Here is a 16,200-nt window from a genome sequence, read left to right as displayed (position 1 = left end):
AGAATCACATGAACGCACACCCCCTGCGCGTCGGCATCGGCGGCCCGGTCGGCTCCGGCAAAACCGCCCTGACCCTGGCCCTGTGCCTGGCCCTGCGCGAGCGTTACAACCTGGCCGTCGTGACCAACGATATCTACACCCGCGAAGACGCCGATTTTCTGGTGCGCAACGAAGCCCTGGCACCGGAGCGCATCATCGGCGTGGAAACCGGTGGCTGCCCGCACACGGCCATCCGCGAAGACGCCTCGATCAACCTCGAAGCCGTGGATCAACTCAATCGCCGCTTTCCGGGGCTGGACCTGATTCTCGTGGAGTCCGGGGGCGACAACCTCTCCGCGACCTTCAGCCCGGAACTGTCCGACCTGACGATCTACGTGATCGACGTCTCGGCCGGCGACAAGCTGCCGCGCAAGGGTGGGCCGGGAATCTGCAAATCCGACCTGTTGGTGATCAACAAGATCGACCTCGCGCCGCTGGTCGGTGCCTCGCTGACGATGATGGACAGCGACACAAAACGCATGCGCAACGGCAAGCCGTTTGTGTTCAGCAATCAGAAAACCGGCCTGGGTCTGGAAGAGATCATCGCCTTCATCGAACGCCAGGGTTTGCTGACCGCGGCCTGATCACGACTTATCAACAAGGAAGCTTATCCATGACACTCAAACGCATTCTCGGCGCCCTGGCCCTGCTGCTGGCCCCGACCCTCGCCTTCGCCCATCCGGGGCATGGTGACAACGGCTTGATCGCCGGTATCAGCCATCCACTGGGCGGCCTCGATCACTTGCTGGCGATGCTGGCGGTCGGTTTGTGGGCGGCACAGCAGCAAGGCGCCGCACGCTGGGCGCTGCCGTGCGCCTTTGTCGGCACTATGTTGATTGGCGGGCTGTTGGGTTTTGAAGGATTGAACCTGCCGGCACTGGAGAGCGGGATTGCTGCTTCCGTGTTGGCCTTGGGGCTGGCGGTTGCCTTGGCGGTGCGTCCTCCGTTGGTGATGGCGGTGGGTGCGACGGCGTTGTTTGCACTGTTTCATGGTGTCGCGCACGGGCTGGAACTGCCGGACATGTCGAGTCCATGGACCTATGCCGCTGGTTTCGTAGCGGCCACAGCAGCATTGCATGCAGCAGGTTATGCGCTGGTGCGGGTGTTGCCGCAGACCGCAGCGCCTCTGGTGCGACTGGCGGGCGCAGCTTCGGCGGCGACCGGGGTATGGTTGTTGGCGGGTTGATTTTTTGATGCCTGTGATGGCCCCATCGCGAGCAGGCTCGCTCCCACAATGGAACTGTATGCACAGGACTAATGTGGGAGCGAGCCTGCTCGCGATGACGGCCTGACAGACACCACCCCTCTCAGGCCTGCTAACATGTCGCGCAATCGCCCCTGCCGTGACGACGCCAGCCAATGCCGCCTGTTTCCCGCTCCGCCTCCCAGCCTGAACTGACCGCCCTGTTCGCCTCGGTGCAACAGCACTTCCTGAACGTCATCGTGCCGCTTTGGCAAGGTCCGGGCTGGAATGCCGACATGGCGTTGCCCTACGAGGCGCTGGATGCCGAACACCAACCGCTGCCACCGCAACGCTACCGGGCCATGGCCTGTGCGCGGCAGTTGTATCTGTTTGCCAGCCTGATCGGTCAGGTGCCGGGCGCCGAAGAGCGTGCCGCCGCGTTGTTCCGCTCGTTGCAGCGGCACTTCCACGATGCCGAGCACGGTGGCTGGTTCTACAGTGTCGATGCGCAAGGTGCGCCGCTGGATCAGCGCAAGGACCTCTACACCCACGCCTTCATCCTGTTCGCCTGCGCCCATTACTGGAACAAGGTCCGCGAGCCGCTGGTGGAGTCGGTGCTCAATGCCTCGCTGGAAGTGATTGCGCAGCGTTTCGCCACGGACGACGGTCTGTACGAAGCCACGCTCGAGCGCGACTGGGCATCGCTGGACAGCGGCCCTTTGCAAAATCCGCTGATGCACCTGGCCGAAGCATTCCTTGCCACCCTGTCGGTGCGTGAAGACCTCGAAGTGCAACAGGCGCTCGTCGAGTTATGCACAGCCATGCACGCGCGCTTTATCGATCCGCAGCACGGCGTGTTGATGGAAAAGCCGTTGGGATCTGTGGATAACTGGTTTGAACCGGGGCACCAGTTCGAGTGGTATTTCCTGCTGGAATCCTCGGCGCTGTTGCGTAATTCGACGCTGCATGCCGATCTGGAGCGGGCCTTCGCCTTTACCGAGCAAGTGGGTGTCGATCAGCAGACTGGCGCCGTGCGGGCAATGCTCGACTTCGCAGCGGATCACGGCGTCCGGGACGCCACACAGCGTATCTGGGCCCAGGCCGAGTACCTGCGCGCATTGACGCTGCGGCGGGACAGCGAGGCCGTCGTGCTGCGCCAATTGCAGGCATTGCAGCAACGCTCGCTACACGAGGGAGGTTGGTTTGAGTGCCGTGACGAGCACGGTGAAGTCAGCCGGCGCGACATGCCGTCGACCACGCCCTATCACCTGGCAACCTGTTATCGCGGGTTGGCGGAATATCTCGCCACAAGGTGAAATCCAATCACTCAGTCCACTTGCGATCCCCGGTAAAGCTGATGGTCAGCCATCGCGCTGCATCCGGCTTACCGAGCTTCGCGGAAATCTCCTCGCGCAAACTGTCCAGTTGCCCCACACCGTCCAGCCAGTAATCCTTCGGCAATACGATGTGAATCTCGATAAAACAGGCCCTGCCGTGTTTCTGCACGTAGGAAATGTAATCGTCGAAACCATGCTCGACCTTCGCCACCTCCATCACCTGACGCACCTTGTCGTCCAGTTGATCCGGGACGATCCCCAATACATCGCGCAAGGCCGGTCCGAGGATTTTGAACGCCGGGGGCAGCATGCCCAGGGCCAGCAGAATCAGGATCATCGGGTCGACATACACCGCCCACTTGTCGTAACCCTGAGTCTTGAGCAGCAGCGCGATCAGGAAACTCACCAGCAGTCCCGCCGACAGCATCGCGTCCACCAGCCAACTGATGTTGTCGAACTGGATCAGCGATGATTTGAGTGTGCGATTGCGATGGCGGACGTAGAAGAAGTAAATGAGCTCAACGACGGTGAACACCGCCGCGTAGAGGATCACCAGACCGAGTTCGACCTCGCGGCCTCCATTGATGATGCCGAACACACCGTTGAGAAACGCATAAACGGCTACCAGGAATATGAAACAGCCTTCGATCACCAGCACCATGGGTTCCAGGTGCCAGGAACCGAACTGGAAGCGCTGGTTGCTTTCCTTGGCGATCAACCGAGCGGTGATCAGCATCAGGACCTTGATGAAGGCCGCGATCAACGAAAAGAAGCCATCGAACAGGATGGATTGGGCGCCCGAAACAAAACCGGTGATGATCCCGGCGAATGTCACGGCGAGCATCAGGAAGGTCGATTGTTTGAGCAGCGACTGCTCGCCTCGATTACTCACTTGATCTCCTCTAATACCTCTAGACCGCCGGGTGTGGCGGGTTGCTTGAGGGAGGAGTCTAGCTGATGTCCGGTTTTGTCTGGCCCGGCCCCATCGCGAGCAGGCTCGCTCCCACAGGTTTAACGCGATCCATGTGGGAGCGAGCCTGCTCGCGATTGGCCGTTACGCGGTCTTAAGACTTGCGCTCGATAGCAAACCCGGCCCAGGTCTGGCTGACCGGCATCAGCTCCAGGCTGTTGATATTGATATGCGCCGGCGCATTGAGCACCCAGAAGATGGTCTCGGCGATGTCCTGCGGCTGAATTGGCTCGGCGCCGGCGTAAGTGGCGTTGTAGCGCTCCTGGTCACCGGCAAAACGCACCAGCGAGAACTCGCTCTCGCACAAGCCCGGCTCGATGTTGCTGACCCGTACGCCCGTGCCTTGCAGGTCGCAGCGCAGGTTCACGGAGAATTGTTTGACGAACGCCTTGGTCGCGCCATACACGTGGCTGCCCGGGTACGGGTAGTTGCCGGCGATGGACCCCAGGTTGACGATACCGGCACCACGACCGTGGGCGATCAGGCGCGGCAACAGCAAGCGGGTGCTGTACATCAGGCCTTTGACGTTGGTATCGACCATGGTGTCCCAGTCGTCGAGGTCGCACTTGGGTGCCGGATCAACCCCCAGGGCCAGCCCGGCGTTGTTGATCAACCCGCGCAGTTTGGCAAAGGATGGCGGCAGATTGGCAATCGCCTCCTCCATGGCCTTGCGATCACGCACATCGAGCACCAGACCATGAACTTCGGTCTGCTTCGACAGCTCAGCGCACAGCGCATTGAGGCGCTCCTCACGACGGCCAGTCAGCACCAGTTTCCAGCCGGCCTCAGCAAAACGACGGGCACAGGCTTCACCAAAACCGGAGGTCGCGCCGGTAATAAACAGGGTGTTGGACATCGTGTTCTCCTTGCTTCGGCTGATCGCCAGCCATTGGAATAGAAAATCAGCAGGCAGCATGCCCGGCCTTGTTCACAGCGGCAACCACCGTTCAAACTGTTCAAAAAACGCTCAACTCCGGCAAGCCCTTGACCAGCGTGGCCTACAGCCATGTGCGCGCACGTTATCCACAGGCCGGTCCACAGTCTCTGGAGGCAAGTGGAAAAGCTGCAAGCCGCTATCCACAAGGCTTTGCGCGGGATTTTGAAACTTTTTTGCTTGACCCTCAACCGCCTGCTGTGTAGCTCTTGGCCATTTTCATGACTGACGGGTCAAACCGACGATGGCGCCAAGCCAGTAACCACGGCCTTCAGCGGGGTCTTTCCAGAGTTTAGTCACAGACTTATCCACAGGCTTGTCCACGCCGATTTCACGCATTTGCGCCCCGAACAAAAAGGTTGACAAAGCGGCCTGCAAGCTGCGCAAAAACACCTGATCAAAAAACAACCACACCCCTGCAAGCCACGGTTTCAAAGGCCTCCAGCCAGCTACTCCCACGTTATTCACAGCCGGTTCCACAGCAAATGGGGACAAGTCAAAACTGTGACAAAACAACTATTTGCAGCGGCTTTATGTCGCGCTTTACGAGCTTGGGAATATTGTTTTCCACAATTCTCTTGAGGCATGCCAAAAACCCTGTGGGAGCGAGCTTGCTCGCGATGACCGGGGCACAGTTTGCATCGTGGTGACTGACGCACCGCTATCGCGAGCAAGCTCGCTCCCACAGGGTTTAGTGATGTTTGGGAGATGTAAAAAAGCCCCGGCGATTGCGCGCCGGGGCTTGTGCATAACAAAGCAGACTCAGTGCCCGCCGAGATAGGCGTTACGCACATCCTCGTTGACCAACAACTCCTTGCCGGTGCCGGTCATGCGAATTTCGCCGTTGACCATCACATACGCCCGGTCCGACAACCGCAGGGCGTGGTTGGCGTTCTGCTCCACCAGGAAGATGGTCATGCCGGTCTTGGCCAGTTCCCGCAGGGTGGCGAAGATCTGCTTCACCACAATCGGCGCCAGGCCCAGGCTCGGCTCATCCAGCAGCAACAACTTGGGCCGGCTCATCAGGGCCCGGGCGATGGCGAGCATTTGCTGCTCGCCGCCAGACATGGTCATCGCCCGCTGGGTACGCCGCTCTTCGAGCCGCGGGAACAGCTCGAACATGCGTTGCATGTCCTCCTTGGCGTACTTGTCACCGATAGGGATAGTGCCCATCAGCAGGTTCTCCTCGACGGTCATGTCGGGGAACACCCGCCGCCCTTCCGGCGATTGCGCGATGCCGTTGGAGGCGATGTAGTGGGACGACTTGTGGGTAATATCCACGCCCTGATAAAGGATCTGCCCGTCGGCTGCCCGTGGCTGGCCGAAGATCGACATCAGCAGCGTCGACTTGCCGGCACCGTTGGAGCCGATCAGGCTGACGGTTTCGCCTTCGTTGATGTGCAGCGAGACGCCTTTAAGGGCCTGGATCGGTCCGTAAAACACATCCAGTTCCTTGAGTTCGAGGATGGGTTGGCTCATAGCACCACTTCCTCTTCATCGGCGCCCAGGTAGGCCGCAATCACTTTCGGATCGTTACGAATCGCATCGGGTCCGCCCTCGGCGATGACGATGCCGTGGTCCAGCACCACGATGTGGTCGGAAATACTCATAACCATGCCCATGTCGTGTTCGATCAGCACCACGGTCAGATCGTGCTCGTCGCGCAGCAGCCGGATCATCGCGCTCAGCGCTTCGGTTTCCTGAGGGTTGAGGCCGGCGGCCGGTTCGTCGAGGCAGATGATCTGCGGACGGGTGCACATGGCGCGGGCGATTTCCAGGCGGCGCTGCTGGCCGTAGGACAGTTCACCGGCCAGGCGGTTGGCGCAATCCACCAGATCCACCACTTCCAGCCAGTAGAACGCGTGGTCCAGCGCATCGCTCTCGGCCTTGCGATAGCCCTTGGTATTGAGGATGCCGGCCAGCATGCTGCGGTTGACCCACATGTGCTGGGCCACCAGCAGGTTTTCCAGCACCGACATTTCCTTGAACAGGCGAATGTTCTGGAAGGTCCGCGCCAGGCCTGCACGATTCACCAGGTGGGTGCCGCCGAACGCCTTGTAGAACAGCCGACTGGCGAAGGATTTCGGCGAAACGAAATCGGTAGGTTTGAACGACTCACCCAGCAACTTGATGACGTTGGTCTGTTGCCCACGAATGTTGAGTTCGATCTTGCCGCCGGAGGCTTTGTAGAACCCGGTCAGGCAGTTGAACACCGTGGTTTTGCCGGCGCCGTTAGGTCCGATCAAGGCGAAGATCGAGTTGCGGTGCACTTTCAGGCTGACATCGCTCAACGCCTTGATGCCGCCGAAGTGCATCATCAGCTTTTCGACACTGAGTACGACTTCGCTCATGGCGCTACTCCTTTACGCGGGGTCACACCGGTACGGCTGATCCGAATCAGGCCGCGCGGTCGCCAGATCATCATCAACACCATCAGAATGCCAAACAGCAGCACGCGATACTCGGCAAAGCCACGCAGCAGCTCCGGGGCGACGGTCAGCACGAAGGCGGCAATCACCACGCCTATGGTCGAGCCCATGCCACCCAGTACCACGATGGCGAGGATCAGCGCCGATTCGAAGAAGGTGAACGAGGTCGGGTTGACGAAGCCCTGGTAGGTGGCGAAGAACACCCCGGCCAGACCGGCCGTCGAGGCACCGATGGTGAACGCCGAGAGCTTGACCAGCACGTGGTTCAGGCCCATGGAGCGGCAGGCGATTTCGTCTTCGCGCAGGGCTTCCCAGGCGCGGCCGACCGGCATGCGGGTCAGGCGGTCCTTGATGTACAGCACGGCCAGGACCACCAGGAACAACACGACGTAGATGAAGTAGTACTTCACGTCAGGGTTGTAGGCGATGCCGAAGAACTCATGGAACGGCACTCCGCCCTCTTTCGCCCTTTTTCCGAACTCGATGCCGAAGAAGGTTGGCAACGGCGCTGCCATGCCGTTCGGGCCGCCAGTCAGCGACAACCAGTTGTTGAGGATCAGACGGATGATTTCACCGAAACCCAGGGTCACGATCGCCAGATAGTCGCCATGCAGGCGCAACACCGGGAAGCCGAGGATGCAACCGGCCAGGCCGGCGGTAATCGCCGCCAGCGGCAACACCGTCCAGAAGCCCAATCCAAGATATTGATAACCGAGCGCCAGGCCGTAGGCACCGATGGCGTAGAACGCCACGTAACCGAGGTCGAGCAGGCCGGCCAGGCCGACCACGATGTTCAGCCCCAGCCCCAGCAGCACGTAGATCAGCCCGAGGATGACCACGCCCAACAGGTAGGAGTTGGAGAAAAACGGGAACACCACGGCGATGACGATCATCAGCGGGATGATCCAGCGCAACCGCGATTTGTAATCGGGTGCCAGTACATGCACCCCGGAGCCAGTGCTTTCAAAACCTTCGAGGACTCTCAGGCCCTTGGGGGTTTGCAGGAACATGCTCAGGGCAAAACGACCGGCCATGACGATAGCGACAATCCACGCCACACGAGTGGTTTCCAGGTTGAAGCCATAGCCATCGAGAACGACGCCGACGATCGGCCCGAACACGATCAGGGCAATGAGGCCGGCAAGAATCGCGTCAACCAGACTTTTTTTGATATCAATGGTTTTTTTAGTGGTTGAAGACATCGCTTACACCTTCGACACAAGAGGACGGCCGAGCAGGCCTTGAGGCCGAAAGACCAGAACGAGGACCAGCAACGAGAAGCTGAAAACGTCTTTGTAGTCCGAGTTCACCAGACCGGAAAACAGCGACTCGGAAATCCCGAGAATGATCCCGCCGAGCATCGCGCCGGGCAGTGAGCCAATCCCGCCAAGTACCGCGGCGGTGAATGCCTTGATCCCGATGATGAAGCCGGCATAGAAGTCGAATGTGCCGTAGTTCATGGTGATCAGCACGCCGGCCAGGGCCGCCATCGCTGCACCGATGATGAACACGTAGGAAATCACCCGATCGGTGTTGATCCCCAGGATCGAAGCCATCTTGCGGTCTTGCTGGGTTGCACGGCACATGCGGCCGAGCTTGGTGTACTTGATGATGTAGGTCAGCGCAGCCATCCCGACGAACGCTGCGATCAGAATGAAGACCTTGGTGTAGGTCAACTGAACGAAACCGGTACCGATATCAACGCGCCAGGCACCCGAGAGCAAAGTCGGAACGCCTTGTTGCTTCGCGCCCTGGGAGATCTGTGCGTAGTTTTGCAGGATCAGGGAGATACCGATCGCACTGATCAACGGTGCGAGTCGGGTGGAGTTGCGCAGGGGCTTGTAGGCGACGCGCTCGATGACCCAGCCATACACCGCCGTGACGACGATGGTGAAGATCAGTGTGCCAAGCATCAGCAGCGGGAAGGATTCGATACCGAAGTAAGCCAGCAGAGCCAGACTGATTGCCGCGAGGTAAGCGGAAATCATGTAAACCTCGCCGTGGGCGAAGTTGATCATGCCGATGATGCCATAGACCATTGTGTAGCCGATGGCGATCAGGCCATAGACCGACCCGAGGGTCAGGCCGTTGACCAGTTGCTGCAGGAAAATACCATCCATAACGCAATCTCACGCAATGAGAACCTGCACATGTGGCTGTGCGGTTCCTCTAAGGAAAATACAGATATACGTCGGAGCAATGTCAGCCACGATCAGCCGACACACCACCGCTCCCTGTAGGAGCGAGCCTGCTCGCGATTGCGGTTTAACATTCAACGAATGAGTTGCCTGTCAGTCCGTCATCGCGAGCTGGCTCGCTCCTACAGGGGAACTGTGGAGTCAGCTGATCGGGTCAGCCCTTACTTCTGTTTTTCCAGCTGGTGGTACTTGCCATCCTTGTCCCACTGGTAAACCACGTAGTCGGAGATTTTCAGGTCGCCCTTGCTGTCCCAGGTCTTCTCGCCCATGACGGTCTTGACCGGGTTCTTCTTCAGCCATGCAGCCGCTTCTTCGCCCTTGTTGGACTTGGCGCCGTTGAAGGCTGCTGCCAGGGTCTGGACCGAAGCGTAGGCGTACAGGGTGTAGCCTTCAGGCTCGGTACCGGCCTTGCGGAAGGCGTCTACCACGGTCTTGCTGTCTGGCAGCATGCGTGGGTCGGCACCGAAGGTCATCAGCACGCCGTCAACGAATTGCGGACCGCCAGCGGTGGTCACCAGTTCGTCGGTCACGATGCCATCGTCGGACATGAACTTGACGTCTTTCAGGCCTTGTTCACGCAGTTGACGCACCAGAGGACCGGCTTCCGGGTGCAGGCCACCAAAGTAGACGACGTCAGCGCCGGCGCCGCGGATTTTGGTCACGATGGTGCTGAAGTCTTTCTCGCCACGGGTCAGGCCTTCATACAGCACAGGCGTTACGCCGCGCTTGACCAGTTGAGCCTTGGTGGCATCCGCCAGGCCCTGGCCGTAGGTGTCCTTGTCGTGCAGCACGACAACTTTCTTGCCCTTGAGCACGTCGACGATGTAGTCGCCGGCCACGATGCCTTGCTGGTCGTCACGCCCGCACATACGGAACATGGCGCTCAGGCCACGCTCGGTCACAGCCGGGTTGGTGGAGCCTGGAGTGATGGCGATGATGCCCGCTTCGTCGTAGATCTCGGAGGCCGGGATGGTCGACGAGGAGCAGAAGTGACCGACCACGCCGGCGACTTTCTGGTTGGTCAGGTCTTTGGCGACCGTCACAGCCTGTTTCGGTTCGCAGGCGTCATCGCCCTTGACCAGTACGATTTTTTCCCCATTAACCCCGCCCGCCGCGTTGACCGCATCGGCCGCCGCCTGTGCACCCTTCATGTACTGCTCGCCAAATGCCGCGTTGGCGCCTGTCATTGGTCCCGCTACGCCGATCTTGATGTCAGCCTGAGCAAACGCAGAAACACCCAGCGCAGTTGCCACTGCGAGGGCCAGAAAGCCTTTCTTGTAAAACGTCTGGGACATGAGGTGGTGCTCCATGGTTTTTTTAATTGGCACTGCGACTTCACTGAATGCTCAGAGCAAGGGCCGTGCCATCGGTTTTTTATTCTGAAAAAAGTCGCTGCTGTCTTGTTATTTCGACTGTTTCGGTCCCATTTTCATTGGGCGTGCAACCGTCTAAACCGCGGAAGGTAAAACCATTATTTTTTTGAGGCGCAACCCGCCTGCGCCATCATTGCAACCGCGGCTTTAAACGACGTGCAACCAGCCTGTAACAACGTGCGTCACCGAAGTGCACACCGCTGGTGCGGGACTGCTACAACCCGCACCACTACAGGCTAGCTGCAGATCGAAAAAGCGCCGCTTCCCACTGCAAAAATCAACCTTCAGATCACGATCCGCAGGCACTGGCCTGCGTGATACAGCGAGAATCCCGCCTCATACAGACAGCTACGCAACCCCACCCCGGTCAGTGGCTGCATGGGAGCAAAGGGAATCGGAAGCGCTTGAGGATTTCCGTTACACAGGTAATCGGCAAAGGCTTTGCCGACCACTGTTCCCGTGGTCACGCCCCGGCCGTTGTAACCGGTGACTGCCACTAAACCGGGCGCCGGTTCGAACAGACGCATCAAATGATCGGGGGTGAAGGCGATGCAACCGGTCCAGGTGCACTCCCATTCCACCGGTTTCAGGTAAGGGAAGTAATGTTGCTGCACCCGGTCGGCCCAGGCTTTGAGAAACCAGGCCGGTTTCTGATTACCATTACCCAGGCTGCCAAGCAGCAGGCGACCGTCTTTGTCGCGACGGATACTGCTGAGCACCTGCCGGGTGTCCCAGGACCCTTGGCCACCGGGCAGAATTTGCCGGGCGGCCTCTTCGGTCAGCGGGGCCGAGGCCACCTGATAGTAATAACCCGGGAAGAAATTGCGCCGCAGTTCCGTCCAGTCGCCCTCGGTGTAGGCATTGGAGGCAATCACCACCTTCTCGGCCATGACCGAGCCCTGGGCAGTCTGTACTGACCAGCGCTGACCCTGACGTTCGAGTCGGGTGACCGGGGAATGATCGAATAATTGACCACCGAGGCCGATGGCCGCTTTGGCCAGCCCTGTGGTGTAGGCCATCGGGTTGAGCGTGCCGGCGCGGCGATCGAGCAGCGCGGCGGCGATCTTTTTCGTGCCGGTGGCTTGTTCGCAGGCCTGGCCGGTGAGCAGCTCTACCGGCGCACCGCGTCGCTTCCATTGTTCTTCACGACTGCGCAAGTCGGCTTCGCCACGGGCGTTGTGCGCCATGTGCAGCGTGCCTTCGCGACGCAACTGGCAATCGATGTTGTACTTGTCCACAAGGCTGAACACTAGGGAAGGCGCCGCCCCCAGCATGCGGTTGAGCTGGCTGCCGACTGCCTCGCCAAACCCGGCTTCGATCTCGTCCGGGGGAATCCACATCCCGGCGTTGACCAGCCCGACGTTGCGCCCCGAACCACCATGGCCGGCGCGGTGAGCCTCCAGCACACAAACGGTCTTGCCTTGCTCCAGCAGATGCACCGCCGCCGACAAACCGGTAAACCCGGCGCCGATGACGCAGACATCCACCGAGACCTCACCCTTGAGGGCCGAATTGTCCGGCCTTTGCGGCGTCAGTTTTTCCCACAGACACTCTTCGCGTAACGGCATTGCCAGACTCCAGGCAGAAACCTAACCAACACACCATTTACCTGTGGGAGCGGGCTTGCCCGCGATAGCGTCAGCACCTGCAACATCTAAGTGACTGAAAGATTGCTATCGCGGGCAAGCCCGCTCCCACAGTGATCTTCATGGGTTCAAAGGATGCATTTAGTCAAACGTAATACCCTGCGCCAACGGCAACTCCAGCGAATAGTTCACGGTGTTGGTCTGGCGTCGCATGTAGCCGCGCCATGCATCGGAGCCGGACTCGCGGCCGCCGCCGGTTTCTTTCTCACCACCGAACGCGCCGCCGATTTCCGCGCCGCTCGGGCCGATGTTGACGTTGGCGATGCCGCAGTCGCTGCCTACCGCCGACATGAACTGCTCGGCTTCACGCACGTCGGTGGTGAAGATGCACGAGGACAGGCCTTGCGGCACGGCGTTGTTCAGGCGCAGGGCTTCCTGGAAATCGCTGTAGCCAACCACGTACAGGATCGGGGCGAAGGTTTCGTGGCAGACCACATCGCTCTGCTCCGGCATTTCGACGATGGCTGGCGACACGTAGTAGGCATTCGGGAACTTGTCTTGCAGCTGACGCTCACCGCCAAACACCCGGCCGCCTTCGCTCAAAGCCTGCTCCAGCGCATCCTGCATGTTGTCGAAGCTTTGCTTGTCGATCAGCGGGCCAATCAGGTTGCCTTCCAGCGGATGGCCGATACGCACTTTCGAGTACGCAGCTTTCAGGCGGGTGACGATTTCTTCTTTCACCGACTCATGGGCGATCAGGCGACGCAGAGTGGTGCAACGCTGACCGGCGGTGCCGACGGCGCTGAACAGGATCGCGCGAACGGCCATGTCCAGGTCGGCGCTTGGGCCGAGGATCATTGCGTTGTTGCCGCCCAGCTCCAGAATGCTACGGGCGAAGCGCGCGGCGATTTTCGGCGCCACTTCACGGCCCATGCGGGTGCTGCCGGTGGCGCTGACCAGCGCAACACGCGGATCTTCGACCAAGGCTTCGCCGGCATCGCGACCGCCAATAATCACCTGGCTCAGGTGCGGTGGCGCATCGCTGAAGTTCTTCAGCACGCGATCGAACAGCGCCTGGCAAGCCAGTGCGGTCAGTGGCGTCTTTTCCGACGGTTTCCAGATCACCGGGTTGCCGCAGACCAGCGCCAGCGTGGCGTTCCAGGCCCAGACCGCGACCGGGAAGTTGAACGCACTGATCACGCCAACGACGCCCAGCGGATGCCAGGTTTCGCGCATGTGGTGGCCAGGACGCTCGGAGGCGATAGTCAAACCGTACAGCTGACGGGACAGGCCGACGGCGAAGTCGCAGATGTCGATCATTTCCTGAACTTCACCCAGGCCTTCCTGGGTGATCTTGCCAGCTTCCCAGGACACCAGCTCGCCGAGGTCGGCCTTGTATTCCCGCAGGATGTCACCCAGTTGTCGCACCAGTTCGCCACGGCGCGGTGCCGGAACCTTGCGCCACAGTTCGAACGCATGATCTGCGCGACTGATGTGCTGCTCGACTTCAGCGGCGCCTTCCCAGTTCACGGCGGCGATCCTGCTGCCATCGATCGGCGAATGCACCGGCACTTTGCCGTTCTGGTACAGGGCCGGGTTCACACCTAGACGATCAAGCAATGCGGCAACCATGGGTCACTCCTCAAGCAAAAGACAGAACACGTGCAGCCGGAAATTCACGGCTGATCAGACCTGTAGTTTTAGCTGCCCGGAGGTTACTCAACAAACGACGATTAAGAGAGATATCATTCCGTTTATTCATGCTGTGCATTGCTGGCAATAAAGAGACAAGAACCAAGGACCGCCCATGCTGAATAAACGCTACTTGCCATCGATCGCTGCGTTGCAGTGTTTCGAAGCCGTGACCCGGCATTTGAGCTTTACCCGGGCCGCCGAAGAGTTGAACCTGACCCAAAGCGCCGTGAGCAAACAGGTCGCGCAACTCGAAGAGCTGCTGCAGCACCTGCTGTTTCGCCGGGTGCGCCGCCGCCTGCAGATGACACCGGCCGGCGACCTGTACCTGGTTGAAGTGCGAAAAATCCTCACGCAGGTCGAGATGTCGACCCATTACCTGCGTTCCTACGGTGGCGAAACAGAAGTCCTGCGCGTCTCGACGCCTCCTACCTTCGGTGCGCGCTGGCTGGTGCCGCGCCTGAAAGGCTGGCGCCTGCGTCATCCGTCGATTCACCTGGACCTGTGCAGCGAGCAGGAAGCCGACGATCTGCAGCAAGGGCGCAGCGACCTGGCGTTCTATTTCGGCCAGGGCTCGCGGCCCGGCTCCGAATGCCTGAAGCTGTTCGGCGAAGAGCTGGTGCCAGTGTGCGCCCCGGGCAGCCTGCCGGACACGCCGTTCACCGATCCGACGCAACTGACTGACCTGGTCCTGCTGCAAAACGCCTCCCGCCCCCAGGCCTGGCATGACTGGTTCGACCATCAGGGCTACCACACCGAGCACAGCTACCACGGCCCGCGCTTCGAAACCTTTTATATGTGCATCCGCGCCGCCCAGGTTGGCTGCGGCGTGGCGTTGTTGCCGCGTTTTCTGGTGGAAGAGGAACTGGCTGACGGCAAGCTGGTCATTCCCTGGCAGCATGCAATGCCCAGCACGGACGCCTATTACCTTGCATACCCGGAGCATTCGGCGGAAGTGCCCAAGGTACGGGACTTTGTGAAGTGGATGCTGGAGCAGATCGATAGCCCGGATGCTCCACAACACTGAGCCCTGGCGCATTCCTTGTGGGAGCGAGCCTGCTCGCGAAGGCGTCGGCACATCCAGCATCAATGTGACTGACAGACCGCATTCGCGAGCAGGCTCGCTCCCACAGGGGAATTGCTGCGGTCTAAAAATCGCTGGCAATTCATATCCCTGATATGCGCCACTAGCGCCATTGTTCAATACCGCTGCAACGCTGGAGATTCCCGTTATGAGCGAGAGTGTGTTTGCCGATCGCATCGTGCAGAACCTGCTCGACACCGACTTCTACAAACTGACGATGATGCAGGCGGTGCTGCACAACTACCCGAACGTCGAAGTCGAATGGGAGTTTCGTTGCCGTAACAGCGAGGACTTGCGCCCGTACCTGGCGGAAATCCGCTTCCAGATCGAGCGCCTGGCCGAACTGAGCCTGAGTGCCGACCAGTTGAGCTTTCTGGAACGCATCAGCTTCCTGAAGCCGGACTTCCTGCGTTTTCTCGGGTTGTTTCGCTTCAACCTGCGCTACATCCACACCGGCCTCGAAAACGGTGAGCTGTTTATCCGCCTGCGGGGCCCCTGGCTGCATGTGATCCTGTTCGAAGTGCCGCTGTTGGCCCTGGTCAGCGAGGTGCGCAACCGCTATCGCTACCGCGAAGTCGTGCTGGAGCAGGCCCGTGAGCAGCTCTACCGCAAGTTCGACTGGCTGAGCGCCAACGCCAGCAGTGATGAATTGTCCGAATTGCAGGTGGCCGATTTCGGCACGCGCCGTCGCTTCTCGTATCGGGTGCAGGAAGAAGTGGTGAATGTGCTCAAGCACGATTTCCCCGGACGCTTCGTCGGCACCAGCAACGTGCACCTGTCCCGGGAACTGGACATGAAACCCCTGGGTACCATGGCCCACGAATGGATCATGGCGCACCAGCAACTCGGCCCGCGGCTGATCGACAGCCAGATCGCCGCACTCGATTGCTGGGTCCGTGAATACCGTGGCCTGCTGGGGATTGCCCTGACCGACTGCATCACCATGGATGCTTTCCTCGGCGATTTCGATCTGTTTTTCGCCAAGCTTTTCGACGGTTTGCGCCACGACTCGGGCGATCCGGTGGTCTGGGCGGAAAAAGCCATCGCCCACTATCACAAGCTCGGCATCGACCCGATGAGCAAGACGCTGACCTTCTCCGATAGCCTGACATTGCCCAGGACCCTGGAGATATTCCGGGCGCTGCGCGGTCGGATCAATGTCAGCTTCGGCATCGGTACCAACCTGACCTGTGATATTCCGGGTGTCGAACCGATGAGCATCGTGCTTAAAATGACCGCCTGCAACGGCCAGCCGGTGGCGAAGATCTCCGACGAGCCAGGCAAGACGCACTGCAAAGACCCGAATTTCGTCGCTTACCTGCGACACGTTTTCCAGGTTCCTGCCGCCCTTTCAAGTACATCAAGCAAGGAGTGA

Annotated in this window: 15 protein-coding genes; 5 read left to right on the top strand and 10 right to left on the bottom strand. The window is 60.0% G+C overall.

What is annotated here, in order from left to right; genetic code table 11:
- Positions 1-8: 8 nt before the first annotated feature.
- The 3 genes from ureG to WHX55_RS02715 all read left to right on the top strand — a co-directional run bounded on the left by ureG (position 9) and on the right by WHX55_RS02715 (position 2,538).
- On the top strand, positions 9-623 hold the full coding sequence (gene ureG / locus WHX55_RS02725; protein ID WP_150756733.1) for an urease accessory protein UreG: 615 nt from the start codon (positions 9-11) through the stop codon (positions 621-623).
- Between the two features lie 29 nt (positions 624-652).
- A complete protein-coding gene (locus WHX55_RS02720) occupies positions 653-1,225 on the top strand; it encodes a HupE/UreJ family protein (protein WP_150756734.1) in 573 nt (190 codons plus the stop codon).
- Positions 1,226-1,398: 173 nt separating this feature from the next.
- Positions 1,399-2,538: an AGE family epimerase/isomerase gene (locus WHX55_RS02715; RefSeq protein ID WP_353741990.1), complete on the top strand. Its 1,140-nt coding sequence runs from the start codon at positions 1,399-1,401 to the stop codon at positions 2,536-2,538.
- Between the two features lie 7 nt (positions 2,539-2,545).
- Here WHX55_RS02715 and WHX55_RS02710 read toward each other — a convergent pair whose 3' ends face one another.
- The 10 genes from WHX55_RS02710 to WHX55_RS02665 form a co-directional block, all read right to left on the bottom strand.
- Complete coding sequence (locus WHX55_RS02710) at positions 2,546-3,451, bottom strand: cation transporter (RefSeq protein ID WP_095945438.1); 906 nt, start codon at positions 3,449-3,451, stop codon at positions 2,546-2,548.
- Positions 3,452-3,623: 172 nt separating this feature from the next.
- The gene (locus WHX55_RS02705; protein ID WP_056725413.1) at positions 3,624-4,385 is read right to left on the bottom strand and encodes an SDR family oxidoreductase; all 762 of its coding nucleotides are present in this window, start codon (positions 4,383-4,385) and stop codon (positions 3,624-3,626) included.
- A gap of 297 nt (positions 4,386-4,682) precedes the next feature.
- Positions 4,683-4,931 carry a hypothetical protein gene (locus WHX55_RS02700; protein ID WP_150755831.1) on the bottom strand — a complete coding sequence of 83 codons (249 nt, stop codon included), beginning with the start codon at positions 4,929-4,931 and terminating at the stop codon, positions 4,683-4,685.
- Positions 4,932-5,225: 294 nt separating this feature from the next.
- The gene (locus WHX55_RS02695; RefSeq protein WP_056725416.1) at positions 5,226-5,942 is read right to left on the bottom strand and encodes an ABC transporter ATP-binding protein; all 717 of its coding nucleotides are present in this window, start codon (positions 5,940-5,942) and stop codon (positions 5,226-5,228) included.
- Positions 5,939-6,814: an ATP-binding cassette domain-containing protein gene (locus tag WHX55_RS02690; protein WP_150755830.1), complete on the bottom strand. Its 876-nt coding sequence runs from the start codon at positions 6,812-6,814 to the stop codon at positions 5,939-5,941. Before WHX55_RS02690 ends, WHX55_RS02695 begins: the two co-directional genes overlap by 4 nt.
- Positions 6,811-8,094 (bottom strand): high-affinity branched-chain amino acid ABC transporter permease LivM, encoded by a 1,284-nt coding sequence (livM, locus tag WHX55_RS02685; RefSeq protein WP_353741989.1) that lies wholly within the window; start codon positions 8,092-8,094, stop codon positions 6,811-6,813. Before livM ends, WHX55_RS02690 begins: the two co-directional genes overlap by 4 nt.
- Positions 8,095-8,097: 3 nt before the next feature.
- Entirely contained in the window at positions 8,098-9,012 is a 915-nt protein-coding gene (locus WHX55_RS02680) for a branched-chain amino acid ABC transporter permease LivH (RefSeq protein ID WP_150727864.1), read from the bottom strand.
- Positions 9,013-9,251: 239 nt separating this feature from the next.
- Entirely contained in the window at positions 9,252-10,385 is a 1,134-nt protein-coding gene (locus WHX55_RS02675) for an ABC transporter substrate-binding protein (protein WP_053153757.1), read from the bottom strand.
- Positions 10,386-10,747: 362 nt separating this feature from the next.
- Positions 10,748-12,031: an FAD-binding oxidoreductase gene (locus WHX55_RS02670; protein WP_353741988.1), complete on the bottom strand. Its 1,284-nt coding sequence runs from the start codon at positions 12,029-12,031 to the stop codon at positions 10,748-10,750.
- Positions 12,032-12,190: 159 nt separating this feature from the next.
- The gene (locus WHX55_RS02665) at positions 12,191-13,681 is read right to left on the bottom strand and encodes an aldehyde dehydrogenase family protein (RefSeq protein ID WP_353741987.1); all 1,491 of its coding nucleotides are present in this window, start codon (positions 13,679-13,681) and stop codon (positions 12,191-12,193) included.
- A 175-nt stretch (positions 13,682-13,856) separates the two neighbouring features.
- Here WHX55_RS02665 and WHX55_RS02660 point away from each other — a divergent pair, with 175 nt between their 5' ends.
- Together WHX55_RS02660 and pncB are read left to right on the top strand one after the other, a co-directional pair.
- Complete coding sequence (locus tag WHX55_RS02660) at positions 13,857-14,768, top strand: LysR family transcriptional regulator (protein WP_150727867.1); 912 nt, start codon at positions 13,857-13,859, stop codon at positions 14,766-14,768.
- A 205-nt stretch (positions 14,769-14,973) separates the two neighbouring features.
- The gene (gene pncB, locus WHX55_RS02655) at positions 14,974-16,200 is read left to right on the top strand and encodes a nicotinate phosphoribosyltransferase (protein ID WP_353741986.1); all 1,227 of its coding nucleotides are present in this window, start codon (positions 14,974-14,976) and stop codon (positions 16,198-16,200) included.

The organism is Pseudomonas fluorescens (genome assembly GCF_040448305.1).
Taxonomy (GTDB): Bacteria; Pseudomonadota; Gammaproteobacteria; order Pseudomonadales; family Pseudomonadaceae; genus Aquipseudomonas; species Aquipseudomonas fluorescens_BH.
The sequence above is the reverse complement of the archived record's forward strand: the minus strand, read 5'-3'. Positions and strand labels throughout refer to the sequence as shown.